Annotated in this window: 25 protein-coding genes; 10 read left to right on the top strand and 15 right to left on the bottom strand. The window is 43.1% G+C overall.

The window, feature by feature from the left end; translation table 11 throughout:
- Positions 1-20: 20 nt before the first annotated feature.
- Positions 21-794 carry a ParA family protein gene (locus tag V7M78_RS14455; RefSeq protein WP_333650754.1) on the bottom strand — a complete coding sequence of 258 codons (774 nt, stop codon included), beginning with the start codon at positions 792-794 and terminating at the stop codon, positions 21-23.
- A 141-nt stretch (positions 795-935) separates the two neighbouring features.
- Here V7M78_RS14455 and fliD point away from each other — a divergent pair, with 141 nt between their 5' ends.
- The 3 genes from fliD to V7M78_RS14440 all read left to right on the top strand — a co-directional run bounded on the left by fliD (position 936) and on the right by V7M78_RS14440 (position 4,209).
- Complete coding sequence (gene fliD / locus V7M78_RS14450; protein WP_333650752.1) at positions 936-3,350, top strand: flagellar filament capping protein FliD; 2,415 nt, start codon at positions 936-938, stop codon at positions 3,348-3,350.
- 24 nt (positions 3,351-3,374) lie between these two features.
- Positions 3,375-3,743: a flagellar export chaperone FliS gene (fliS, locus tag V7M78_RS14445; RefSeq protein WP_333650750.1), complete on the top strand. Its 369-nt coding sequence runs from the start codon at positions 3,375-3,377 to the stop codon at positions 3,741-3,743.
- Positions 3,744-3,813: 70 nt separating this feature from the next.
- On the top strand, positions 3,814-4,209 hold the full coding sequence (locus tag V7M78_RS14440) for a hypothetical protein (protein ID WP_333650748.1): 396 nt from the start codon (positions 3,814-3,816) through the stop codon (positions 4,207-4,209).
- Here the strand turns inward: V7M78_RS14440 and V7M78_RS14435 are convergent.
- Positions 4,206-4,922 carry a C39 family peptidase gene (locus tag V7M78_RS14435; protein ID WP_333650746.1) on the bottom strand — a complete coding sequence of 239 codons (717 nt, stop codon included), beginning with the start codon at positions 4,920-4,922 and terminating at the stop codon, positions 4,206-4,208. The genes V7M78_RS14440 and V7M78_RS14435 overlap by 4 nt on opposite strands.
- A 182-nt stretch (positions 4,923-5,104) precedes the next feature.
- Here V7M78_RS14435 and V7M78_RS14430 point away from each other — a divergent pair, with 182 nt between their 5' ends.
- Positions 5,105-6,361 carry a nucleotidyltransferase domain-containing protein gene (locus tag V7M78_RS14430; RefSeq protein ID WP_333650744.1) on the top strand — a complete coding sequence of 419 codons (1,257 nt, stop codon included), beginning with the start codon at positions 5,105-5,107 and terminating at the stop codon, positions 6,359-6,361.
- 2 nt (positions 6,362-6,363) lie between these two features.
- Here V7M78_RS14430 and V7M78_RS14425 read toward each other — a convergent pair whose 3' ends face one another.
- From V7M78_RS14425 to V7M78_RS14375, 11 genes are all read right to left on the bottom strand, one after another.
- Positions 6,364-6,612: a carbon storage regulator gene (locus tag V7M78_RS14425; RefSeq protein WP_333650742.1), complete on the bottom strand. Its 249-nt coding sequence runs from the start codon at positions 6,610-6,612 to the stop codon at positions 6,364-6,366.
- Position 6,613: 1 nt separating this feature from the next.
- Entirely contained in the window at positions 6,614-7,060 is a 447-nt protein-coding gene (fliW, locus tag V7M78_RS14420) for a flagellar assembly protein FliW (protein ID WP_333650740.1), read from the bottom strand.
- A gap of 24 nt (positions 7,061-7,084) precedes the next feature.
- Entirely contained in the window at positions 7,085-7,693 is a 609-nt protein-coding gene (locus V7M78_RS14415) for a DUF6470 family protein (protein WP_333650737.1), read from the bottom strand.
- 21 nt (positions 7,694-7,714) lie between these two features.
- Positions 7,715-8,731, bottom strand: a complete 1,017-nt coding sequence (locus tag V7M78_RS14410) for a flagellin N-terminal helical domain-containing protein (RefSeq protein WP_333650735.1) — start codon at positions 8,729-8,731, stop codon at positions 7,715-7,717.
- A gap of 23 nt (positions 8,732-8,754) precedes the next feature.
- Positions 8,755-10,761, bottom strand: a complete 2,007-nt coding sequence (locus V7M78_RS14405) for a flagellar hook-associated protein FlgK (protein ID WP_333650733.1) — start codon at positions 10,759-10,761, stop codon at positions 8,755-8,757.
- Positions 10,758-11,183 carry a flagellar export chaperone FlgN gene (gene flgN, locus V7M78_RS14400; protein ID WP_333650731.1) on the bottom strand — a complete coding sequence of 142 codons (426 nt, stop codon included), beginning with the start codon at positions 11,181-11,183 and terminating at the stop codon, positions 10,758-10,760. The genes V7M78_RS14405 and flgN overlap by 4 nt, the downstream gene beginning before the upstream one ends.
- Entirely contained in the window at positions 11,176-11,493 is a 318-nt protein-coding gene (locus V7M78_RS14395) for a flagellar biosynthesis anti-sigma factor FlgM (protein ID WP_333650729.1), read from the bottom strand. The genes flgN and V7M78_RS14395 overlap by 8 nt, the downstream gene beginning before the upstream one ends.
- Before the next feature lie 107 nt (positions 11,494-11,600).
- Positions 11,601-12,647, bottom strand: a complete 1,047-nt coding sequence (locus V7M78_RS14390) for a protein-glutamate methylesterase/protein-glutamine glutaminase (protein WP_333650727.1) — start codon at positions 12,645-12,647, stop codon at positions 11,601-11,603.
- 126 nt (positions 12,648-12,773) lie between these two features.
- Positions 12,774-13,586, bottom strand: a complete 813-nt coding sequence (locus V7M78_RS14385; protein ID WP_333650725.1) for a CheR family methyltransferase — start codon at positions 13,584-13,586, stop codon at positions 12,774-12,776.
- A 14-nt stretch (positions 13,587-13,600) separates the two neighbouring features.
- A complete protein-coding gene (locus tag V7M78_RS14380) occupies positions 13,601-14,071 on the bottom strand; it encodes a chemotaxis protein CheW (protein ID WP_333650723.1) in 471 nt (156 codons plus the stop codon).
- Between the two features lie 20 nt (positions 14,072-14,091).
- Positions 14,092-16,233, bottom strand: coding sequence for a chemotaxis protein CheA (locus V7M78_RS14375; RefSeq protein WP_333650721.1), 2,142 nt, complete (start codon positions 16,231-16,233; stop codon positions 14,092-14,094).
- A 125-nt stretch (positions 16,234-16,358) separates the two neighbouring features.
- Here V7M78_RS14375 and V7M78_RS14370 point away from each other — a divergent pair, with 125 nt between their 5' ends.
- From V7M78_RS14370 to V7M78_RS14345, 6 genes are all read left to right on the top strand, one after another.
- Positions 16,359-17,780, top strand: a complete 1,422-nt coding sequence (locus V7M78_RS14370) for a hypothetical protein (protein WP_333650719.1) — start codon at positions 16,359-16,361, stop codon at positions 17,778-17,780.
- Complete coding sequence (locus V7M78_RS14365; protein ID WP_333650717.1) at positions 17,767-18,123, top strand: EscU/YscU/HrcU family type III secretion system export apparatus switch protein; 357 nt, start codon at positions 17,767-17,769, stop codon at positions 18,121-18,123. The genes V7M78_RS14370 and V7M78_RS14365 overlap by 14 nt, the downstream gene beginning before the upstream one ends.
- A gap of 1 nt (position 18,124) precedes the next feature.
- Positions 18,125-18,775: a PilZ domain-containing protein gene (locus V7M78_RS14360; protein ID WP_333650715.1), complete on the top strand. Its 651-nt coding sequence runs from the start codon at positions 18,125-18,127 to the stop codon at positions 18,773-18,775.
- A 165-nt stretch (positions 18,776-18,940) separates the two neighbouring features.
- Positions 18,941-20,305 (top strand): N-acetylmuramoyl-L-alanine amidase family protein, encoded by a 1,365-nt coding sequence (locus V7M78_RS14355; protein WP_333650713.1) that lies wholly within the window; start codon positions 18,941-18,943, stop codon positions 20,303-20,305.
- Positions 20,302-21,360 carry an N-acetylmuramoyl-L-alanine amidase family protein gene (locus V7M78_RS14350; protein WP_333650711.1) on the top strand — a complete coding sequence of 353 codons (1,059 nt, stop codon included), beginning with the start codon at positions 20,302-20,304 and terminating at the stop codon, positions 21,358-21,360. The genes V7M78_RS14355 and V7M78_RS14350 overlap by 4 nt, the downstream gene beginning before the upstream one ends.
- A gap of 33 nt (positions 21,361-21,393) precedes the next feature.
- Positions 21,394-22,167 carry a lytic transglycosylase domain-containing protein gene (locus V7M78_RS14345; RefSeq protein WP_333650709.1) on the top strand — a complete coding sequence of 258 codons (774 nt, stop codon included), beginning with the start codon at positions 21,394-21,396 and terminating at the stop codon, positions 22,165-22,167.
- Positions 22,168-22,233: 66 nt separating this feature from the next.
- Here the strand turns inward: V7M78_RS14345 and V7M78_RS14340 are convergent, their stop codons facing one another.
- Together V7M78_RS14340 and V7M78_RS14335 are read right to left on the bottom strand one after the other, a co-directional pair.
- The gene (locus V7M78_RS14340; protein ID WP_333650707.1) at positions 22,234-22,611 is read right to left on the bottom strand and encodes a response regulator transcription factor; all 378 of its coding nucleotides are present in this window, start codon (positions 22,609-22,611) and stop codon (positions 22,234-22,236) included.
- A gap of 14 nt (positions 22,612-22,625) precedes the next feature.
- Positions 22,626-24,359, bottom strand: coding sequence for a DUF342 domain-containing protein (locus V7M78_RS14335; protein WP_333650705.1), 1,734 nt, complete (start codon positions 24,357-24,359; stop codon positions 22,626-22,628).
- Between the last annotated feature and the right edge of the window lie 471 nt (positions 24,360-24,830).

Raw genomic sequence — 24,830 nt, 5'->3', positions numbered from 1 at the left:
ATTTAATACTCCTTGCATTATCAATTTTTTCGCTGCCTAATCAATTCCAGCACTTCCTCAACTAATTCCCTGTAGTCACGGGCGGGATTAGACCGGGGAGCATAATCCAGAAGGTTTTCTCCCTGGGCAGGAGCTTCCGCCACACTGACACTGGACCGGATATGGGCATTAAACACTGTGGAATCAATCTGAGCAGCAATTTTTTGAGCCATTTCCTTTACTTCCTGGGAAAGGAGGGTTCTGGGATTGTATTTATTAAGCAGTATGCCAAGTACTACCAGTTCCGGATTAACGGAAGAACGGACGGTATTGATGGTATCTTTAATCTGGGATACTCCCATCAGGCTTAAGATTTCGGGCACCATAGGGATGATTAAGTAATCAGAGGCTGCGTATGCATTTATGGTAAGGATGTTTAGTGCAGGGGGGGTGTCGATAATGATATAATCGTAATATCCTGCTACCGTGGAGAGAAGGTTTTTCAGCATGCATTCTCTCTGCTTGCCTGTAAATTCCAGCTCCGCACCGCTTAATAGGATGTTGGAGGAAATCACATCACAGCGCTTTACAGAGCGGATTGCCTCCTGCAAGGTGGCGGTTCCCTTTAGGACCTCATAAATGGTTGCTCCTGATTCAATCTGCAGTCCAAGGCTGAACCCCAGGTTCCCCTGAGGGTCCAAATCTACAGCCAGAACTCTTTTATTATTCATAGCCAGGCCGCAGGCAAGAGAGCAGGAAGTAGTGGTTTTGCCTACGCCGCCTTTTTGATTTGTAATTGCAATTACAGTTGACAACTTCTATTCCTCCATTCGTAAAATGAGATAATACTATTATCTTTAGTATACAATATGTCGATAAATAAGTATAGCAAAAACAAGAAAAAAAGCGAATTTTGGAGAATAAAATCGTCTGTATGTTTAGAAAGGAGTTTTAATATGGCATCAGTATATAATAGTGTGACCAGCGGCAGCTTATCTTCTTCCATCAAAGGCTTCGGCGGTCTCGCCAGTGGCTTGGACAGAGACAGTCTGATTGAAGGAATGACAGCCGCAACAAGGGCAAAAATAGCAAAACAACAAAAGAGTAAGCAGACTCTTCAGTGGAAACAGGATGCTTATCGTTCCATTAGTTCAAAATTGATTGAGTTTTCGAGAAAATATACTTCCTATATGAGTCCAGAAACCAATATTTCCAGTCCGTCTTTTTGGTCTAAAAGCAATGTGACACCAGTCGGAACCAACAGTAAATATGTTCAGGTAACAGGAAGCCCTAAGACTTCTGAATCTGTTTCTGTTGTGGGGGTAAAACAACTGGCCTCTAAAGCTTCGGTAGTCTCTGAAGAGAATGTCAGCACCAGAAAATTGGAAACTGGCTCCATCGACGTAAATGGGGAATGGGCAGTAAACAATTTAGAAGGAGAGAGTTTAAGCTTCAAGATTGGAGATAAAGCCTTTAGTGTCCGTTTGGGAAGCGGTGACTATTCCACTGGACAGGGAGTTCAGGATGCAATTAATGAAGCCTTAAGAGGGGTTGTAGTAGGAGAAAAGACACTTGCTGATTATGTCGAGGCAAATGTTACAGGTGATATAACTACAAAGGTAGATGAGAACAACTATGAAAATCCTGGTTATACCCTGGATTTTAAGGCTACAGCCCTTGGCGATGAACATACCATCCGTTTGGTTGGAGGAAGCAGAGCGGCATTAGAGGCCCTTGGTGCTGATGCAGAAAAATTGAAAGATGAAAAGTTAGATTATGGAGTTGTTGGCACTGGAATTGCCAGTAAGATGGAGCCTCAAGAACTCTATAGGCATGAGACTTTCGAAGATCGTATAAATGGAAAGGAGATGACCTTTTCATACAATGGCGTTACAAAAACCATAAAGCTGGCTTATGGAGGAGATACCGGAATCGCAGATTTAAATGCTCTGAAGGATGATATTAAAACAAAGTTGGCAAAAGAATTCGGGACAGGAAGAATTGAGGTAAAGGTAGGTGCTGGTAATAAGCTGGAATTTTCCACTGTGAAACCCGATGGAACTCCGGATTCATCTTCTGACTTGATTCTTACTTCTGCTGACAGTGGCGTAATCGGAAAAGGCGGTGCTATAGATGTCGTTGCCGGAGAAGGAAACCGTCTGAGAATGGAAGCCACTTTTAAAGAGTTTTCGCAGAAGAAAGGTATGACAGTACCAGCGGATGAGAACACTCCACTTAACATCAATATCAACGGAAAAGACATTGAGGGCCTTACATATAAAAGTACTATGAGTGAAATTATTGCAGCAATTAATAGCTCTGATGCAGGTGTAACTGTGACTTATATGAGAAATGCTGACCGTTTTTCCATTGTGTCAAAGGAAGAGGGCGCATCTGGCAGCATTGAGATTGATGGCAGAGCCGATAATAAAACGCTCTTTGGTGATTTGGCTGGAAAACTGGTAGGAGACGATAAAGTATTGGGACAAGATGCTGTCATCAGCGTAAAGTACGGTGATTCTCAAGCAGTAGAGATGACCCGTGGATCCAACTCTTTCGATCTGGATGGTTTAACTGTCACTGTAAATGGAACCTTTGGAACTTATGGAACAGACGGTAATATCATAGAAAAAAGTGAGGATGCTGTCACTTTCAGTTCAAAGGTAGATTCTGATAAGATTGTAAAAGCAGTTTCTGATATGATCAAGGACTTTAATTCCATAGTTAAGCTGGTCAATGATGAGGTTTCTACCAAACCGAACAGGAAATACGAGCCTTTGACAGATGAACAAAAAGAAGAGATGAAAGACACGCAAATTGAAAAGTGGGAAGAAGAGGCAAAGAAGGGAATGTTATTCGGTGATCCTGAATTAAGAAGCCTATCTGATGCTCTGCGTTCTGCTTTTAGAGTCTATGGGGATGATGCGGCACTTCTGGAAAGCATTGGAATTACTAAAAGTACCAATTATTCAGATAATGGAGCTTTGGTATTCAATGAAGAGAAGTTCAGGGCAGGTCTTGAAACTTCTGGATCAAAGATACAGGAGCTGTTTACCAAAAAAACAGATGCTACAGGAAACGAAGATGGGCTTGCGTCTCGCTTGCTGAAGGTTACTGATCAGTATGCCTCTACTACGGGTGCGGTAAAGGGAAGCCTAATTGAAAAAGCAGGTTCTACTTATGCGCCTACCAGTATCCTTACCAATGCTCTTAAAAAGTCCATGGATGAAGTCGACAAATTTGTTGAACGTCTTCAGGCTCAGCTTAAGGTAGAGACAGACCGGTATGTAAAGCAATTTACATCTTTAGAGACAGTAATCGCACAGATGAATTCCCAAAGCAGCTGGTTGCAGGGCGCTTTGGGCGGTTGATAAAGGATTGGCGGTGTATACAATATGAATTCTTATGGTTATCAGAATTATAAAACACAGGCGGTAAATACCATGACTTCCGGAGAGATGCTTGGTCTTCTATATGATGAGGTTTTAAAGCGCTTGACCAGAGCGGAGCTTGCCCTGGAAAAAAAAGATTATGAGCTTTTTGACCAGTCTATGCGACGTTCTGTTGAGATTGTTCATTATTTAAGAAATACCTTAAACTTTGACTTTGAAATTAGCAATGAGCTGAATCGCATGTATGATTTTTTTCTGTATGAATTCAGCAGGATCAGTGCAGGGAGAAATGTAAAGGTTATTTCAGAAGTTAGACCTTTAATTGTAGAATTGAGAGATGCTTTTAAAGAGGCACAGAGATTAAGCAGTTAAAAAACAGGGCCGGAGAGAAATCTTTCTCTCCGGCTATTTAAAATTTTTCTATAAATTAAGGAGGGTAATCATGGAAAAGGCTATGATGATTGAGATTCTGAAGGAAATGCAGATAAAATACAATTGCATTACTGAAATAGAGCGTATTACTCGAGAAATGGGAGATTCTCTGTCTCGTAATGATCGGGAATTAGTCCAAATGCTGTTGGGAATGCGCCAGGAGGAGATGGACAAGGCCGATGTAAGTACCAGCAATGTAGATTGTCTCATAGTTGCCCTGCGGCCGGAGGAAGTCTCCAAGATAAGGACTTGGCTGAAAGGAAGCACTGATGTTAATCCTGACACTCCTGAAGCACAAATGCTGGTGGAAAAAGGGAAGAATATTCATCTGGCATTAAAACGTACCATCGAATTGGATCGCCATATAAGCCTGCGGCTGTCTGGAAAAGATTCTTATTATCATTAGTCAGCGGGCCCTATCATCCAAAGAGGGCCTCCGTCTGATGCCCTATAATTCAATTCCTTTAATATAACAGATGGATCCCACTCCATCTGTGAGTTATTATATTCATTTACATCAGCAATTTTAATCATTCCATTCTCTGTAAAATGGGTGAGAATAATGAAATGCCCATTTTGGGTAAAGTGTCCCTTTTTCATAAGGGCCACAATCAAATGTCCAGATTTTAATGCATTCTCCAGCCCCTGCACCGTATAGTCTTTAAGAGGAGTTGCATTTAGACCATAAGCCAGTGCGCTGTCCAGAATCAGCCGGTGATAAGACCCCTGACCAGGAGCCCAGGACTTATTTGCTGCAGCCCACTGTGCCATATCAGGAGGCAGCACCTGATTCCCCGTAAAACTTGTGACCACCATAGCCATGACCGTGGGGCCGCAGCCATAAGTGGAGAGAGGATCCTTTCCTCCATAGAGGAAGTTTCCCCATCTGGTATCAGACTGATTGTAGTAAGTAAGAGGGCCGCATGCGCTGTCCAGCATAAGGTCATACCGGCCTTCCTGAGGAAAATCAGCCGATAAAGAGACAGGGTTCTCGTCTTGGGCAAAATTTGAGATAATGGCAGTGTTTTCCTGGCTGCCCTGACCAAGAGGCGAGGAGGCTATAAAGGGGACTCCCGTCAAAAATAGAGTCCGAAGGAAGATATAATGGATGGTGTTCAATGCTTTCACCTTTTCTGTAATCGTGATATTGGTTTCATTTACATATTATTTATCGAACAGTTACATGTTAAAGTTAAGATTGTCTAAAAAAAACCGATATATAATATGAATGGAAATTTATGTTACAGTGAATAACATACTGCTGGCAGGAAATTTCTTATAGATTAAGGGTGGAATAATGAATGAGTAAAGGATATGAAGAGCGGTACTTAATGACACTACTGTCATCGGTCATGAATCAAAAGGAACCACCGGCTCCCTTGAGATATTTAAACTGGGAAAAATTGTTCCGGATTGCTGATTATCATCGTGTGGCACATGTTGTCTATTATGGAATTATGGGCTTAGACGAAGAGATTCCGCAGCCGGTCCGTCAGCACTTTTTTGATAAATATTTAGAATCTGTTCATCGGATTGAGCGTCTTAATTCAGCAGAAAGACAGATCCAGACTATTTTTGAAAGAAGGGAAATTAATTGTTTTTTTCTAAATTATTCAGATATAGTCAAATGTTATCCTATTGAAGAAATGTGCTGTAGGGAATCTGTTGAGATCGGTTTGAAAAGAAAGGATGCTCTGGCGGTTAAGGCTTTCTTTCGTGAAGCAGATTTTGAAGAGAAGTATACGGAAGTACACGGAGAATTATATTACAAGATTCCCGGAAACAGAGTTTTATGCTTTAATCAAACTATGTTTTTCAGCAAATCCATGCAGAGGTTTTACATAAATTTGTTTCGTGCACTGCCGAATAAAAATGGATTTAATCATATCAGAGAGATGAATCCCACTGAAATGTACTTGTTTTTCATTTGTCGGCTGACCGATTCTTATGCCAGGGGAGATATCAGTCTGAACCAGATTATAGATTTTTGGGTATTTTATAAGACCTACGGAGAGATCTTTACATGGCCCTACATTTATGAACAGTTAAAAAAGCTTAAAATAGCAGAGTTTGCGGAACATTTGGAATATCTCATCCTTCGCTGGTTGGGGACTGGAGTAGGAATTGAAAATATGGAAATATATGATGCCATGGAGTCCTATGTTTTCAGTAAAGGTTCGGAGGGGCGGGAAATCAGCGCACAGTTACTTCCCTTGATTACAAAGGTTGCAGATTGCTATGCCAGGGATCGAAGGGCAGAAGAATTAAAGCGGTTGGTAAACTGGCTGTTCCCAGACCGATCCTATATGGAAACCATATATCCGGCATTGGAGAAGTCCAGTATACTTTTACCTCTTTTCTGGACACTTCGTCTTGGGAGGTATGGAATAAGGGTGGCAGTTAATGGAATGGAAAAGGGGTTTCTGACCTTTAAGAAAGGGGTTCATCGGCTCTTTAAAAGGAGAAATCAGGAATCAGAAGAGATAGGTCAACAAGAGGAAGACGGGGAAACGGAAGAATTGAATCATGAAAAAGAAACAGCGGATATACCCAAATAATATCAGGTATCTCCGCTGTTTTTTTTGTTCATGAAATCCTTGATCATGGAGAGAGAGCCTTCGCTTAAAGGAGTAGAAGCAGCCTCCTGGTTTGCAGAAACGGCTTCCAAAAGCTCGGTGCGAAGTATAGAAACCTCCTTTGGTGCATCAATAGCCAGCTTTACCCAGTCATTTCCTATATCAAGAACTTTGATAGAAATATTGTTGCCAATAGTAAGGGATTGGTCTTTTTTTCTTTGAAGAATCAGCATACTAATCCCCCTTTTTTATGAAGTCCCTGAGTGGATGGCGGAAACGGTAGAGGGGATTATCCAAAATAATTTGTCTGGCTTCGCGGTTTTTAGTATTTACCGCAATAGGAGCCTTTAAATTTACCGTACTGTTTTCCATTGGATTGTGAATAACACTGATAACGTAATAGGAAATATCATCTTCTCTGCCTTCAGTCTTTAGATGCCTTTTATCCTCATGAGATAGTCCTGGCTCATATTTTTCAAAAAACTGAAATGGATTCATAAGGATAAAGGAAACATTTGAGTCATCTAAAGACTGCAGGCAGATTAAGGCATCACTGTTCTCCTGGAATGCCAGAGGAACATAATTTTTTAGGTCGGCAAAGCCAAACAGTCCATCAGAAAAATGAATAAACTCTTCTTCTGAACAGGAGATCTTGCCAAAGTACTGCGTGTTGATTTCCATTGTAAATACCTCCGGGGTACAGGATTAAGCGAGAACATCCATTGAAGTATGATTAAATAAATTAGCGGCACTGGGAGGAACATAAAGGGGTTTTCCGATGTATTCAATATTTACATCAGGCATTTGAGTAATGGACATCTCGATGCTTCCTGGTATGAATTCGAAATTCCCGTTTAATACTTTTATATCGAAGCTTAATTTATCCATCTGATATTGCATGGAAAGATCTGGGTCAGACCATTCAATATCAGGGCCTGTAGTGGGGATAAATCGTAATCCGAATTCTCCTGTAGGCTGCTGGGCCCTTTGGCTGAATATTTGATTGAGGGCATTAGGAATTTTGGGATCTAACAACATGGCACTCTCCTTTGCATATGCAGCCGTGGCGTCTAAGGCAGCAGCTTTTCCTTTGTCAGCCGCCTGCCTCACACTTTCTGTTGTAGTAGGACAAACTGAATTACGTGCATTGTACGTATCTAAGCGTACTTTGATAGGGTGGTTTTCCATGGTCATGCCGCCCCTGTCTCTGTTCATCGTAACATCAGATTTAGAACTTGAATATTCCAGCCTCGCTTTTTGAATTTTCATTTCATATTCCATGGGTATGGTTGTAATTCTAAGCAATGCTTCCATTTAACACACCTCCGATCAAAGTTATTTCATGAAATCAATAAAAGATGGAGATAAAATACTAGTTCCTACTTTGAGTGCGGCATTGTAGGCATATTGATTCCACATATAATCAGTAATAGCTTCCGCAGTATCGATTCCTTCCACCTCCAGCATCTGTTCCTGAAGAGAAATATCATTATTTTCCAAACGATCTTTTGTGGTGCTTAAAAATTCTGATTTAACCCCCAGATTAGTAACTTCATTTAATACATTCGTTCCTAAGGATTTAAACTTCTCTACCATCTTTCCGTATTTATCTACATCAAATGGGGTCTTTTCCAATTCATCTGCCAGCTGTCCTGCCAGGATAATCGCGTTGTTGCTAAAGCCTTCGGTATCCACTCCGAAACCAATCGCCTTGATTCCTGGAAGTGAAACGTCAAAAGCACTGGAAGGCACCACATTGCCGATTCCATCGAGGGAAAGGCCCATACCTAAATCCACATAAAGGGAGTCATCTTTGGCTAACTTCGTGAGTTTATCATATTCGGGATGAACTGCCTCTAAATTCACATCAATTCCCCGATAAGTAAGCTTGGACCCGTCCTCAGACAGCACAAAAGGCGGATTCTTTCCGTCAGATCCCGCAAATAAAAAGGTATCTTCATAGGTGGAGTTGAGACTTAATGTCATTGATTGCTGAAACTGGCGGATAGCAGTGGCAAAGGTTTTCCGCTCTTCCGGCTGTTGCTTGTCACCGCTCATAGCCTGTAAATTATAATCCCCACTGATGGTTTTAATGGCATTCAGTACCTGCATGAGAGCATCTTCCTGACCATCCTGGCGGGACTGAATATCTTGCAGTGTATCCAGGTTATCCAGATTCTTATAATACTTTCGATGAAGCTGAGAGGCACGGGCTGCGGATGCAGGGTTTTCAGCAACCTTGTTAAAACTTCTCTGGGTCATAACACGATTTCTGGAGCTATTTAAGTTGTCTACAGATCTGCTTAAGTTACTTTTATAGTTCCGTATTAGTGCATTCGTCGTAATTCTCATTGGAAACCTCCTGTCTTTTTTGTTTAGCGTCCTACGATGCCGGTATTATTGATTAGTGTATTCAATGCCTCGTCAAGGGTTGTCATCAGACGGGCAGCAGCAGAAAAGGATCTCTGGTACTGCATCAGACTAATGCCTTCTTCATCTAAGGAAACACCTGATACAGAGTCTTTGCTGTCTGATGTTTGTGCAAGCACGGCTATGTGGTTGGTGAGAACAGCACTGTTGGAAGAACTGTCAATACCCTGGGTGTTTTCCAGATTTGAATAGCACTGGAAGAAGTTTCCTGTATAGTAAGGAATATCTCCTGCAGTATGTTCATATTTGAATACCCGTTCATCGGTCAGGGCTTTCAGCATTTTAAGTATATTATCATTGGCAGAGGTTCCTGCCCCTTTTTCTTGAGAAGAAATAATGTAAATGGTATTGTTCATCCAGTCATCGGATATCTTAATATTAGAAGCAGTAAAGGTAGTGTCTCCATCAGAGGTCCGGAATAAATCGAAGTTTCTGAGGTTAGATGGGTTTGCTTCGTAAACGAGAGCTACATTATTCACTCCATCATGTTCCTTGAAACTGCTTATAGATGCACTACCCAAATCGGTTGTGCCGGTCCATGTCAATTTTTTTCCCGACAACGTCCAGGTACCCGTATCTGAAATGGTATTTACTGTCATGCTATTATTCGGTGAGGTATTCAGGGAAGTGAGCAGAGTATTCATGCTATCTTCCATAGTTGATCCAATCGCTATCTCATTTGGACCGGATGGTGTATTTTTAAAAGTAAATGTGGTTCCATTAATTTTAATGGTCTCCCCATCTGAAAAGTTTCCGGAAGTCTCTGAGAAATCTACGCTGAAGACCGCAAAATTACTGTCATTTTTTGATACACTCCCTCCTTTGGGCGGAGGATTTACACTTGTATAAGGCCGCATGCCCCCGTTCAAATCATTGAACGTCTTTGCAAATACCTGAACAAAGGTCTCAAAGGCTTTTTCATAATAACCAATACCTCTGAAATCGGTAGAAGGACTGTCCAATTCTCCAGATTTATTTAAAGCATCTACAGTTCCTTTTAAGGAACCTTCTCTTAAATAATCAGAAAGATCTTCGGTTTTTAAAGCACTTACATCTGAGCCCATGGGAAAATCACTGGCTGGAATCAAAAAGATAGAAACTTTTCCATTTGGTTCGTTGTCTGCTCCTTTATTTCGTTCCAAGATGACCGAAGCATAGTTCTCACCGTGCTCTCCACCAGTGAGATTATAGGTCATGCCATTGCCAGCTCTGAATTTCACTTCCGGGTATTCGAATTTAACATCTTTAGAAACATATACATCCTTATATGTTACAGAGATCGGAAGATAGCCGGCCAATTCATCAAGCTTATTATTTCTTTCATCAAGAAGTTCCAGAGAGGGATTGCCCTGTACCTGGCTCTTCCAAATGGCATCATTTAACTTGCCGATGTCGGAAAGAAGATTATTGACAACAGGAATATCCGTACTCTCCAAGCCGCTGATGGTTTCCTCTCTGACTGTTTTTAAGTCAGCTGATTTCTGGTGTATGTAGTCCACAATTACCTGAAATCGAGAACGGACGATGCTGTCAAACTCCCTGCTGTTTGCATTGGAGGAGAGCTTGTCCAAGCTGCTGCTTAAATCGCTGAGAGCCTGTTTTAGAGCTGCCTTATCTGTTTCATCAAAGATATTAGCCAACTGATCTAAAGTAGCCTGTTTAGCATCAGCAGTCCCCACCTTGGCAATCTGGTTGCGGAACTGGACATCGAGAAAAGGATCTCTGATCTGTGAAATACCCGTAATTTCAACACCATAACCGATTTTGGAACTGGCAGCCGTGCTCATAGAATCGCCGCCACGTGTATTAAAGCTTACCAAATCCACTCTCTGTCTCGTGTAGCCTTTTGTATTAATATTTGCTATATTTTGTCCGGTTACATCAATAGCCCGCTGACTGGCTGCCATGGCCAGGTGTGCGGTAGTAAAACCGGCAAAGGTAGAACGTGTCATAGTAGTCCCTCCCACTTCGCTTTATCTGGAGCCACTTCATTCTGGGAACTTTGAATGGCCTTATTTATCATGTGTAGATTTATCTCAATCATAGTACGTGCGCTGTCACTTATATCCTGGAACAGCTTGACCTGATAGGAGAGCCGGTCAAACAGTTCTTTCAGGCGGTTATGTCCGTCTTCCGGCACCTCCGAAAGAATCTGCTGAAAGGTATATCCTTTAAAGCCAAGCCGTTCCTGGCATTGTTCCCGCTTCTTGTCAAGACCTCTCAGCTTTAATATGGCGGCCTGTTCCTGATTCATACAGTCTTCCACATAAGTGACACGGTTCTTTTTAGCGGCCTCCAGTTTTACCTGCTCAATTTCAGTCAGCTTCTGAAATAACTGGATCAGTTCTTCAATTACAGCGATAAATTCATTCATTGGAATCCGCTCCTTTGTATAAAAGAATCCTTTCGGCGATCTTATTGGCATCTACCTGATAGGTTCCGTTTTCAATCCTCTGCTTTAAAAGGTCCAGCTTTTCCTCCGAAGGGGTTTGTCTGATTTCGTTCATAAGTACATTTTTGAGGGTTGAGGCAAATTTAGAATCCCTTGCTTCCGGAGAAGCAAAGCGGATAGTAATTTCATCGTAATTGTTTTTTCCGGATTCAGAAGGGCTGATTTCATTCTGATTTTGTCGTGTCATGGAGGTATTATACAGCGTATTGAGATAGTTCGTAGAGATACGCATTTTTTACTCCTTTCTAAGAGACTTGGAAATGCTGCTGTTTTTTGATTACATTTATAATATCGTCAATTTAAACGAAATATTAACTTTACGCAATGGAATTTATTAAATTATAGTGAACTTAAATGCTTCATCAATACTCCTGCAATGCCTGAACAGGAAACCTGCCTGGTCACAGCCCCAATATTGTAGGCTACCATAGGCATTCCGTAAACAACGCAGCTTTCCGCATCCTGTCCGATGGTAAATGCTCCCTTTTTTCTCATGCTGAGAAGTCCGCTTGCTCCATCCCTGCCCATTCCGGTCATAATAATTCCAACGGAAGAGGCCCCGGCGGTATCGGCAACAGACTGGAACAGCACATCCACAGAGGGACGGTGCCCGCTTACCTTTTCTCCTGAATAGCAGTTTACTGTGTAACGGCTTCCTGTTTTAACCACCTTCATCTGAAGGTCGCCTGGGGCGATGAGAACCTGTCCCCTTTCAATAGCATCTCCGCTTTTGGCTTCTTTTACGCTCATGGCGCAGAGGCGGTTTAAGCGGTCTGCATACATTTTGGTAAAGCCTTCCGGCATGTGCTGGGTCACAACAATTCCAGGAGTGTCCGCAGGGAGCTCCTTAAGGACTTGCAGCGTGGCTTCTGTTCCGCCCGTAGAAGCGCCTATAGCGATGATGGTATTGCTGGCGTTCAGGCTGAAAGCTGCTTTCCCCATTGGAACTCTCACGGCTTCCTTAGGAGCCGGAGAAGCCGCGGGAACTTTGATAACAGCCCGGGAGGCGATAAAAATCTTACTGATTAACGTATTTAAAAATGTGCCGGCAGAATTGCTGCTGGACATGTCAGGCTTTCTGACAAAATCCACGGCGCCTGCAGAGAGGGCCTCAAACACGTTTAAATTGAGAGAAGAAACCAAAATAACCGGAACGGGATATTTTGGAAGAAGTTTTTTCACGAATTCTATGCCATTGACCCTGGGCATTTCCACATCCAGGGTGACTACGTCCGGCTTTAACGCAGGAATCTTGCGTTCAGCGTCGAATGCGTCAACTGCATATCCGATTACTTCTATGTTGGGATTTTTAGAGAGATTATCGATCAATACCTTGCGAAACAGCAGGGAATCATCTACTATGAAAACCCGAATTTTATTCATCATAATTTATTCCTCCTGTTATTAAGCCGAAGGCGAATCCAAATTCCTTTCAGCAATCCGTGTAATATAAAATCCATTTACTGAAGCGTATAGCTTTGGCAACAGTAAATAGATTTTATATTACGCAGATCATTCTTTTCGATAGGTGGCCGGCATCAAATACCGGTAAGCGGTCTTTTCTTTGTTGATTGTTTCGGAATGTCCGATGAGTAAGTATCCTCCCGGAGCAGTTGCATCGTAAAAACGCTGGATCAAACCATCTTTGGTGTTCTGGTCAAAATAAATCATGACATTTCTGCAGAAAATCACATCAAATTTCAGCCGGAACCGGATGGGGTCCATCAGGTTAAAGGTTTGAAAAATGACATTTGATTTGATTGCTGGGGAAACGGAGTACAAGTTCTGTTCCTTGGTTTTGACAAAGTATTTGGCTCTCCACTCAGGAGAAAGGTTTTTTAAGGATTCCCCGTCATACACTGCTTCCTTTGCAGCCTTTAAGGCGTTCTGAGAAATATCCGTAGCCAGCACCCTGGTGTCCCAGAGGGCGGCTTGCGCCCCCAGGGCCTCCTTGGTGATCATGGAAATAGTATAAGGCTCTTCGCCGGAAGAGCAGCCGGCGCTCCAGATACTTAAGACCTTGTTCTTTTTAGTACTTAATAAATAAGGAAGAATAGTATCACGAAAGAACTTAAAATGCGCTTCCTCCCGCATGAAATATGTGTAGTTTGTGGTAAGCTTGTTAAGCATTATTTCCAGATCAGCCGGATTCTTTGATGATAGAATGTGATCCACATAGTCGGTAAAGGAAGTAAATCCCATGGCTGTGATGGTATTTGACAATCTTCCCATAATAAGCTGCATCTTTTTAGACAGGTCGATACCGTAATTCTTTTTTACGAAGTCTACCAGCCGTATGAAATCCTGCTGCGAAATTGTTAACATAAAATAGCCGTCCTTTATGAGTTGTTGACTAAGGTTTCACAGTCCAGAAGAAGGACCACGTGATTATCCGGCATGGATATCATACCGCTGACCAGTTCCTCCCGGTTACTGGCAGGAACCGGTGAGATTCTGGAATAGTCGATGTCAAGAACCTGTTCCACGGAATCCACAATAATTCCTAAAAATACAGAATCCACGTTCAGGACGATGATACAGCTCGAACTGGTGTATTCGATGTCCGGTTTGCCAAGCCTTGAACGGATATCCATGATGGGAACGATCTGTCCTCTTAAGTTGATGATTCCCTTGACATAGCCCGGTACCATGGGCATGGCTGTGATGGTATGGTTGGTAATGATTTCAATAATATAATTAGTGCTTACGCCAAATGTTAAGTTATCTGTGCGGAACGTTAAATAGCGCTCTGTGGTCTCTGTCCGGCCGGAAGTAAAATCTTCGGCTGTAGCTGTATTTTCTGCTGGCATTTGTATTCCTCCAATTTCAATTAATAATACTGGTTGTGTGATGCGGCATACAGATTCAAAACATCTAATATAATGCTGATATTGCCGTCACCCAGAATGGTACAGCCGCTGATGCCCGAATCCTTGATATTGAAGCTGTTTAAGAATACCGGAAGGGGCTTTACAACAACCTGCTGCTCGCCTAAAAGGTCATCTACAAAGAGACAGTAAGATTTGTCGCCGGATTCCACCCAAACCAGGATTCCGTCTTCAATGCTTGTAACTTCCGTCTCAATATTGTAAAGCCTGTGAATGCGGACGATGGGATAGAACTGGTTCATGCACTTGACAATCTCATTGCCTTCTGTATCGTAAATTACGTCCTCATTCTTCACCTTAAAGGACTGGCGGATGTTTGCAATCGGAATGGTAAAGACTGATTTTCCAACAGAAATCTCCATACCGTCCACAATGGCCATGGTGAGAGGGATTTTTAAAGTAGTGCACATTCCCTTACCCAATTCACTGGTAATACTTATGGTGCCTCCGATGTTTTCCACGTTCTTCTTAACTACGTCCATGCCAACTCCCCGGCCGGAGAATTCAGTGACCACTTCATTGGTGGAAAAGCCTGGGGCAAGAAGAAGGGCCAGAATTTCTTTCTGGGTGTATTCGCTTTCCGACTTGGTGAGAATGCCGTTTCTCTTTGCTTTTGCAAGAATTCCTGCAGGATCGGCCCCCCGTCCGTCATCGCTGATGGTGATAATTACTTCATTGGTCGTATGGCTTGCAGAGAGGGTCAGCTCTCCCTGAGGATCTTTTCCTGCGGCAATACGTTCTTCCGCTGTTTCTTCTATTCCATGATCCATGGAGTTGCGGACAATGTGCATGATAGGATCACCGATACTGTCCACAATGGACTTGTCCACTTCTGTATTTTCACCGATAATGGTCAGACGTACGTCTTTTTTAAGCTTCTGCTTCATATCCCGGACGATTCGGTTCATCTTCTGGAATACGCCGGATACAGGCACCATGCGCAGGGACATAACAATATCCTGCAGATCATCGGTCAGCTTACGAAGCTGCCGGGTGGCCTTTAAAAAGCTGTCAAGATTTTTTAAGTTCTGAATCTCAGGAGAAGAGGTCACCATGGATTCTGTAATGACGATTTCACCTACGATGGCAACCAGGTTATCCAGTTTTGCCAGATTTACGCTGATTAAGTTCTGCTTGCTGGGCATTTGGTGACCGTTGTTTGCAGCAGGTGAGACTGCCGCCGCGGAACTTTCCCTGACAGCCGGAGCAGAGGCTGACGGAGTACTTTTCTTTTCTGAAACAGGAGCCGCCTTGGTCCGTGGGTTTTCAATCAGCTCGTAGGAACGGATGTTATTTAAATTGTTGATCTGTGATATGGCTGAATCCGCTTCCTCCCGTGTCTGGAAGGTGAGGAAAAAGCCTTTTTCGATGATGATGCCGCAGCTTAAGCTGTTTGTCTCCACGTCGCTGGGATAAAAGTTAAACTCCAGCCCGGATTCTTTTAAGGAGCTGATCAGCATAAAAGCCCGGAGATTTTCCATTCCGCATCCCTCATCAAAGAAGATACGCAGGAAGAAAGCAGCCGGGTCATCAGGGCACTCTGCCAGGTCAATACGGATCTCTTCCAGAGTGGCGGCAGAAGCAAGGGATGCCAAGTCAGAAGCCTGCTGGGAAGTTTCCTGCACCTTGACAGCTTCAGAAGGTTTTTCTTCTTTGCCGGCAGAATGGTTCTCCTTGCTGATTTTTTTCAGAAAGCTATTAATTTCCTGGGTCAGATTGTCGACATTATCACTAAGCGGCTTGTTATTTTCAACCTTTGAAACCTCAGCACGAAGCATATCCGTAGAACGGAACATCAGGTCAAAAAGAATGCTTTTGTGAGAACTGTCCAGAGAGTCCAGACCGTTTTCACGGATGAAAAAGAATAAATCTTCAATGTGATGGGCGATCTGCATTAAAGAAGAGAATTCCATCATTGCAGAGGAACCTTTGACAGTGTGCATGATACGAAAGATTTCATTCACATCATCCACTGTAAAATCGCCTGCTTTTTCGGCTTCTATCAGGAGTTCATCTAATTGCTCCAGTAGGGAATTGGTTTCAAAGAGATACATATCAAGCATATTATCCATGCCATTATCCATAATATCTACACCGCCTTGTCTAGTTTAGTATATATATGTTTATCGGTATGGCTGACTAAAAGATAATAGTAAATTCAGTATCCTTTTGAAAAATATATGAATCAGCAGTTAAATGGAGGCATATTATGGCAGATATTTTAAAAGTAACCACCCCTCTTTCGGGTTACGATAATACAACGATCAAGACCCCGCCCCAGGCCGGTCAGGGGACCCAGATCCAGAATCCCATTGACCCCACCAGGGTCATGCGGGGGGACAACAGGACTGATGCCGGAAGAAACGGGGAGCAGCAGCTTGCCTTCCGGTATGGTTCCAATTTTGGTGCATTTCTCAGTATGGTAAAAAGCATGCCGGATATGTCGGCTATATTTACCGATATTTTTTTTCAGGGAGAAGAGATGCTGACAGGCGGAGTCATGGGAGATGATGCCGCACAGCAGATTGCTTCTTTTTTTGAGGCGGCACAGATGGAAGGGGAAGAGATCTTTCCTTTTTTAAAAGAACAGGCGGAATCATCGGTCCGTTTCAGCGGAGGCATCTTTGACAGGCTGCGGGGTGCTATGGCAGAGACTAATTCCATAGACTTAAAAGCAGAAATTTTAGATTTTATTAAGAAATTTAACGATATGTCTTCCGGAAAGCACCTACTTCATGATATATTTAATACCATAAAGGATATGGAGGCATATGTTTTCAGACAGACCAGGGAGGAGATTGACGCTCTGCTGCAGGAGTTGGATATGGCAGCACCCCAGGGAGAGACTGGGGAAAACAGTGCCCTTTTAAAGGAAAAGATTCTTCCCTTCTTTGCACGCTATGTGGCAAACAGCCACGATATGGGCGCCATAAGGGACAAGATATCCCTTTTGACCATTCTCATGGCCAGATATGAGAACGGCAGCAGGCAGGAGGTTTTACAGTCATTTTCCAGGCTTGCAGGCTATCAGGGCTTCCGGAAGTTCTTCGGTGACATGACGACAGAACAGTTTGACCAGATGCTGGATCAGGTGGACATGGATAAGGCTGCCGGAAAAAACCAGTGGGCGGATAAGTTTGTGGATTTTTTAAGGACAGGCATAAGCGGAGGAACAGGGCTTGAGAACAAGCAGGCATTTCAGAGCATGCTCCAGTCCATGGTCTTAAATGAGAGCGTCTATATGCCCCTTTTGCATCTGGCATTTCCGGTGGAGATAGACGGCCGGAAAATGTTTTCGGAAATGTGGATTGATCCTGATGAGTCAGGCAGCAGCACCCAGGCAGGTGTAAGGCACACCGCCAGGCTCTTCGTGAAATTCGATATCAGGGATCTGGGACAGTTTAAGCTGATCCTGCTTTATGGGAATCAAGCGGCCTCTCTCCAGCTTTTTTATCCGGAAAAGCTGCAAAAATCAGAAGCAGGCATTCAAAAGGGAATTAAAGCCATTCTTGAACGGCATCATTTCCGGGCAGAGAATGTTTATCTCCAGGCAGGAGGCGGACCCTCCTCTCCTCTGGAAGTGTTTCCTAAAATCCAGGAAAGGATGAGTTCAGTCGATGTCAGAATTTAAAAATACACTGAATAAAAAAGCGGTAGCTTTAAAATATGATGAGGCAAAGAATTCGGCGCCTGTGATTGTGGCTTCCGGAATGGGGTACATGGCCGAGAAAATCGTAGAAACAGCCAATGAAAACGGCGTTCCCGTTTACGAGGACAACTCCCTCGCAACTCTTTTGACCCAGCTTGAACTTGGGAGTCAGATACCGGATGAACTGTATCAGGCCATCGTGGATATCTATGTCTACTTTTTAAATTATGCGCCCGGTACGCCGGCAGAGCCAAAAGAAGCCGAACCGGAGGAAACAGTGGAAGATACGGAAGAAGAACCAATAAGAGAAGAAATGGTGGAGTAGAATGATGTTTAATGAATGTGAAAAAGCGTGTATTTATTCTTTAAATGGAGTTTTCCTTGCAGAAGTGAGAGTGGTGGATGCCCATAGTGACAGCATTGGCCTCATATTTGAGGAAGAGGATATGGATAAGGTGAACATAGACAGCGTAGTTGTGTTTTATGACGGAATACAGGGCCTTGTCACATGCAAATGCAGCTTATCTGCAAGGGTGAAGATCACTGGAGAAGAAGTAGGGGAAATTGGCAGTGCCATTTATAAGGTTCCATGTCGTATTGATGAAATGATGGGAACGGAACAGAGAAGACGGGACTTAAAGGTTAAGGTTTCTCTTCCTATTATAATGGAAATTGCAGACCCAGATGGAATGGTAATCCAGGTAAATGCCAAAATAAAGGATGTCAGCGCAGGCGGAATTGGATTTGAATCAAAACATCAATTGATGGTAGATCAGATCTATTCATTTCTTTTTGATACGGATACAGGCTGCACAAGGCTGAAGGGCCAGGTGCTGTGGGCTGAAAGTCTGTCCAAAGTAGAGGAGGAGCCATATTTCCGGTATGGAAGCCGTTTTTTTGATATGACCACCTACCAGGAATCTCTGGTACGGAAGTTCACCTTCCAGGAGCAGCTTAAAAGAAGAAAGACCCTGTAACACTTCTTTTTTTCATTGTGTTTTTACCATATTATAGTATTACAAATTTGACTAATTCCATTTTTAATGTTAGTATTTTGTAAGCATGGAAAGAAAACCGTAAGATTGAGAATTGGTTTTTTATGGTAAAATAGTAATTACAACACTATATAAAGGAGTGATTACATGAAAATCAAAAAGAGAGTTTCGGCAGCAAGCCTGATTCTGGCTGTTTGCCTGGCCCTCGTTCCCGGTAAGGCAATGGCATCCGAGTCCATCAATTCAGTCAGCATTAAGGTGGGACTGAATATCGAGGCAGGAGACCGTTTGCCGGATATCCAGATTGATAAAACAGATGGGGAAGCCTATGTGACATCAGGAGGAAAGCAGTATAAGGTCATTGATGCGGAATGGGTCACATCCACTTCAAAGAATATGACCATTGGTGAGGAACCGAGGATGAGTGTCACCCTCACTCCTTCTGACGAATACGATGCTTACTTTAAATCTTCTTATGAGGCCTCCAAAATTAAAGTCAATGGCGGTTCCTATGTCAGTGCCAGAAGAAACGGAAGCGATCTGGTGGTGACTTTAAGGGTCAAAGCCATTAAAGGACTGTATGCGGAGCCTGAGGATGTGGGCTGGAAAGACACAAGGCTTGGACATGCTGTATGGGAAAAGGGAGATAATACTTCGGGAGCCTATGAACTGTGGCTGTATCGTGGAAAATCTGTCATTTTGAAAAAAGAGCAGGTAAAGGCCACTACATATAACTTCTATCCGTACATGACGGAGGAGGGCACTTATTATTTTAAAATCCGTTCCGTTCCTTATAAACAGGATGAGTTAAAGAACGGAAAGAAAAGCGGCTGGGTGGAGTCCGATGAACTGGTGATCAGAGACCGGGATGTATCGGATGGAACCGGAAAAGAGGCCGACAGACTTCCTGGAGTTCCGGCAGATGCACAGGCTAAGGAAGGCTGGGAGCAGCAGTCCGGCATCTGGTATTACCGGTATGGAGACGGAACTGTCCATGCTGATTCCTGGCTGGTCCTTGACGGAGTCTGGTACCGGTTTGACCGGGAAGGAAAGATGGTGACCGGTTGGTTCTTATCAGGCGGAGATATTTATTACATGGATTCCCAGGGAGCCATGGTTAAAGGCTGGAATAAAATCGGCGACACATGGTATTACTTTTATCCGGATAATGGGTATGCAGCTCCTATGGGCGCGGCAGCCACCGGATGGCAGGTGATAGACGGCTATTATTACTGCTTTACAGCCCAGGGAGCCATGCAGAAGGGCTGGCTTAATGAAGCCGGAAGATGGTATTATCTCAATACGCTGCAGGGCAGCTTAGAGGGAGCCATGTTAAAGGGGTGGATTGTCCGCAACGAACAGACTTATTATACAGATGAAGACGGAGTGATGGTGACAGGCTGGCAGAGGATCGACGGATTTTGGCGCTATTTCAATCAGGATGGAACCATGGCTGTCAACCGGGTTATTGACGGTTTCCCTGTCAATGAAGATGGAGTATGGGTGCAATGAAAAAAATCGAGATGAGAAAACTGGAAACCTTTTTTTTAGCAGCGGCAATCCTGGTTCTGGCAATTCTTGTGCCAGTCAGGGTCTATGGCGCTGAATCAGTGGTAATCCGCAGTGTAAATCTTACATTTACCAGTGAATTCGGCGATCAGGAAATTCTGATGCCGGAAATTAAGACAACAGTTTCAGGTGCGTCCGTCGGAGACGTGGTCTGGAAACGGGATCTGGAAAAATGGAAGGCAGGCAAGAATGAAAGGGTCAGCGTTTTCCTTACATCGGAGAACATGGTATTTGCCGATTCCTACAACCGCTCCGAGTGCAAGATCACAGGAGCCAAATTTGTCTCTGCCAAGGCCGTGGATAACAATACTCTTGAAATAAAGGTGGATTATGTCCCGGTGGTAAAGTTAGGCAATACTGCCGCTGCCGGCTGGAGTGACAGCAATAAGACAAAGGCTGTCTGGAAAAAGGTGGAGTTTGCAACCGGCTATCAGGTGTCTCTTTATGCCGATGACAAGCTGAAAAAACGAATTTCAGTAGGAACCTATATGGCGGACCTTTCTGAATATATGGACAAAAATGCAGTTTATTACTATGAAGTCAAAGCCATTGGCTTTACCTCCGAAGACCGCAAGTATATGAAGGAGGGAGATTACATTACATCAAGTGATGTAATCATGGAATATGACGGGGACACGGCAGGCACCTGGAAGGGAGACACCTACAAGCAGGAAGACGGAGGAGTTCCCACAAATAGCTGGAAGCAGATTTTAAATGACTGGTATTATTTTGACGGAAATGGAATTCGCCAGACTGGCTGGCTTTTGTCAGGCCAGAGGTGGTATTACTTAAATCCCGGTGATGGAAAGCTGACTACAGGCTGGCAGTTTATAAATGGAAAGTGGTATTACTTAAACCCGGCAGGCGGGGAAATGCTGACAAGCTGGATACAGCCTCAGCCGGGAGTATGGTATTATCTGTATGACGATGGAAGCATGGCCAGCAGCACTAACGTGGGAAGCTATTGGGTGGATGCTTCCGGCAGATGGATTCCTTAAAGTGGGAATTGTTGAATTTAGGAGGATTGTGTTTTGACAACCATAGACCAGTTAAAATTGTCTGCTTTTGCAAAGGTTGATGCAGGGCAGAAAGAGCATAAGGTGACGGCTTCCAAAGGAAGTTTTAAGCAGGCGTTGAAATCAGCTTTAAAGGTTCCGGAAAATTTAAATGAGATGTTTTCAGAGGCTTCAAGAAAATACGGGATTTCTGAAAAGCTTTTAAAGGCAGTTGCCAAGGCGGAGTCAAATTTTAACCCTTCTGCCACCTCAAAAGCAGGAGCAGCAGGAGTGATGCAGTTGATGCCATCTACTGCCAGATCTTTGGGAGTGTCTGACCCTTATGATGCCCGGAGCAATATTATGGGAGGCGCTAAATACTTAAGGGAAAATCTGGACCGCTATAACGGGAATGTTGAATTTGCCCTGGCGGCATATAACGCAGGTCCCAACAATGTGCAGAAATACGGCGGCATTCCTCCCTTTAAGGAAACCAGAGAGTATGTTGCCAAAATCATGAATTATATGGGAGAGGGAGAAGCTGCATTAAGTGCTCCTTCATACAGCCGGTCAGAGCCGGTCAGTTTTATGAATGCTTTTTCAACCGGTTTTTCTCCCCAGGAGGTCCTCTCTTTGCCTTACGGGCAAATTCACCTTACAGATGAATCGATTGGTGACCAGACATGGGATAAATCGGATTATCTCTATTTCATTGAGTTGATGAAAATGCGGATGCAGATGGCTTCTGCCGGAATTGGCGGTCAGTCGTCTGAGGAAGATGATCTAACGTCTGGGTCCATGTTTTTCTAAGAATTAAAAATGACTGCTGCAAAATAAAGTTTTATTTGCAGCAGTCATTTTTTATAAATAACATACCTACCTCGGAAGAGTATCACATACCTTAAGCAAAGCAGATATAAAATAAGATTTCTTTATAGGTTTAAATACAAAGGGGATAGACGGCCCCAGAGATTTTACCATTTCAAGTGTTTGATTATAGACCAGGGAACTGATGATAATGATTCTTGCGTCGGGATAGCGTTCTAATAAGCGCCGGGAAGTTTCGATTCCGTCAATGCCCGGCATGATGATATCCATGGTAACAATATCAGGTTTTTCCCTTTCATAAGCTTCCAAAGCTTCTTCACCGCTCCGGTACTGGCCGATCACATCGAAGTCTGTTCCTGTCAGTAACTGTTCGATCTCACTACGCGTTACGATTGAATCATCAACAATCATAATTTTTCTTTTCATAAAACGTCCCTCCTCTAATTACTTCCAATAACAATCTCGCCTTCATTATTTTTGTAAATCAAGCTTTTGGAATATTCCTCCTGAATTAAAAGGACGGAAGCACCCATTCGAATGCGAACCACTGGAAGGAGCTGCTGGCATTGAATCAATCCTGTCTGAACCGCAGTATCCGCGGCGATTTCTTCTAAACGATTGTTAATTCCCTGCTCCCTGATATTTAAATATTCCTCTGCCTGTTTCAGACGTTCCAATAATTGTTCTTTGTCCGCTCGCTGGGAGTTTTCCAGATAATTAATATTTTTCTTTACTTCAGACATATTATAGTGGAGCTGTTCCAATTCTCTGGTCAGCTTTTCTGATTCTTCCACGCTTTTCGGAATGTTGGCAATGACCAGTTCCGTAATCAGCCTTCGAACCTTGGAGCCGATTATACGGGCATTGATATTGCTGGCGGCCAGAAGAGTTCCTCCTATGATAGCTCCCATACCTGAGGTCACCACAATGTCCTGGCCGCATTTCACCTTGGAGTTAATAATGCTTTCTGCATATACGTTTCCGCCGGCTGATACAGTGCAATGTTCCAGATACCGGCATTTTATATGAGATTCAGAGGTCAGTACCCCTTTTCCATTTCCTGACATGCCGCTGGCAATGGTAATAGGACCGCCGGCTGTAATAACGGCACCTTCCACAGATCCCCGGATGTCAATACTTCCGGTGGCTTTTATGGAAAAACCGTTTCTGACATCTCCGCTGATGAAAATATCTCCGTCATAGTCCAGGTTTCCGGTACTGTTGTCGATGTTGCCGTTGATCTTAAGAATAGGGTCCACATGAAATTTGCCGTTTGCAAATGTGACATGGCCTGTTTTCTGGGAAATCAGAAGAGTTCCTTCTTTATTAAGTACTGTATTGCGTCCGACAGGTACGGGGAATTCAGTTCCTTTGATGGTACAGGGATAGGGAATTCCTGTTACGGTGATACCGTTTTGACCCGGTACAGCCCTGGTGATTTCGCATATTGCCTCTCCCTCTTTTATGGATTGGATATTATTCAGGTGCTTATAATCTACAGAGCCTTTTTCATCCTCTTCGAATTCAAGGTGGAGAACCCGCTTATAACGATCATTGATGGAACCGTCAACTCCGTTACGGGCCAGTGTTCCCTTTGCAACCAGTACAGACTGATCATAAATAAGGTCATTTGCAATTGATTGGAAAGCGTCCTCCAGAATGCCGGTTTTCACACGATTTTGTGAAAGGACTGCCCTTAAATCCTTTTCACTTATGTCCCGTCCATTGTTGAATGGGGGTATAACATATATCCATGCTGCCATGCCATCCTTTGAAATATAAAGATGGGGCTGAGCATCCCTGGGAGTTGGTTCAGTGCCTTCCCCTTCCTGGGAAACAGAAGCGGTACGCTTAAAGACATTTGAAAGGGAACTGGTTTTTGTTGTGAACTGACTGCATTCGATGTTTAATACATCTTCATTAATGCGGATAAGAAGCGGATCATCGGAAGGTTCCCATATAGATGGGGAGGAGACCGCCGGTTCATCGTCTTTAAGAGGTGTTGCTGAAGAACTTGTCTGATCGTTCCCGCCAATGGGTGTCTCTTCAAAAGTTTCTTTAACAGCCTCCTCCAGTGAAACGGCAGAAGAATTTTGGGCTTCCTCCGAATCTTGGGAGGAGCGTTTTGCATTTTGAAAAAGGCCGAATAATCCTTTTCTGTTTTTTTCTTTCATTATTTTCTCCCCTAACGTAATATAATGTCAGTTTTTCTTTTGAATGAACAGGCGAAAGGGCAATACTGGATTCCTGTTCTGTTTTCAGTAATAATTGTTTTGTATGTAATGCCTGATTTTTATGTTCTCTTATTTATTATATCGACATAAGGCAGGAAAAATATAACATAAGAGCTGCTTTTGGTTACTAAAATAAATAAAAAGATTACAGAAATAAAAACAGGTTACCAGAGTGATGAAATGCAAGTGAGAAAATATCCAAAGCTTTGTCATTTACAGTTCCTTCTTTTTGTATTTGCAGGCAGAATTGAATTGAATGATTTTTATGTCCGTGAAGGAGTTTTCAGCTTTAATATAATGCTCATGATATGATAATTATGGGATTTGAAAATAATGTAAAAATAATGTAAAATAAATGTTGACATTTGTCTCCTCCTTTGTTATGATATAACTCGCCGCTGAAAACGGCGG

Origin of the sequence: Lacrimispora sp. (assembly GCF_036758025.1) — a bacterium.
GTDB lineage: Bacteria > Bacillota > Clostridia > Lachnospirales > Lachnospiraceae > Lacrimispora.
This window is presented reverse-complemented; position numbering and strand designations above follow the sequence as displayed.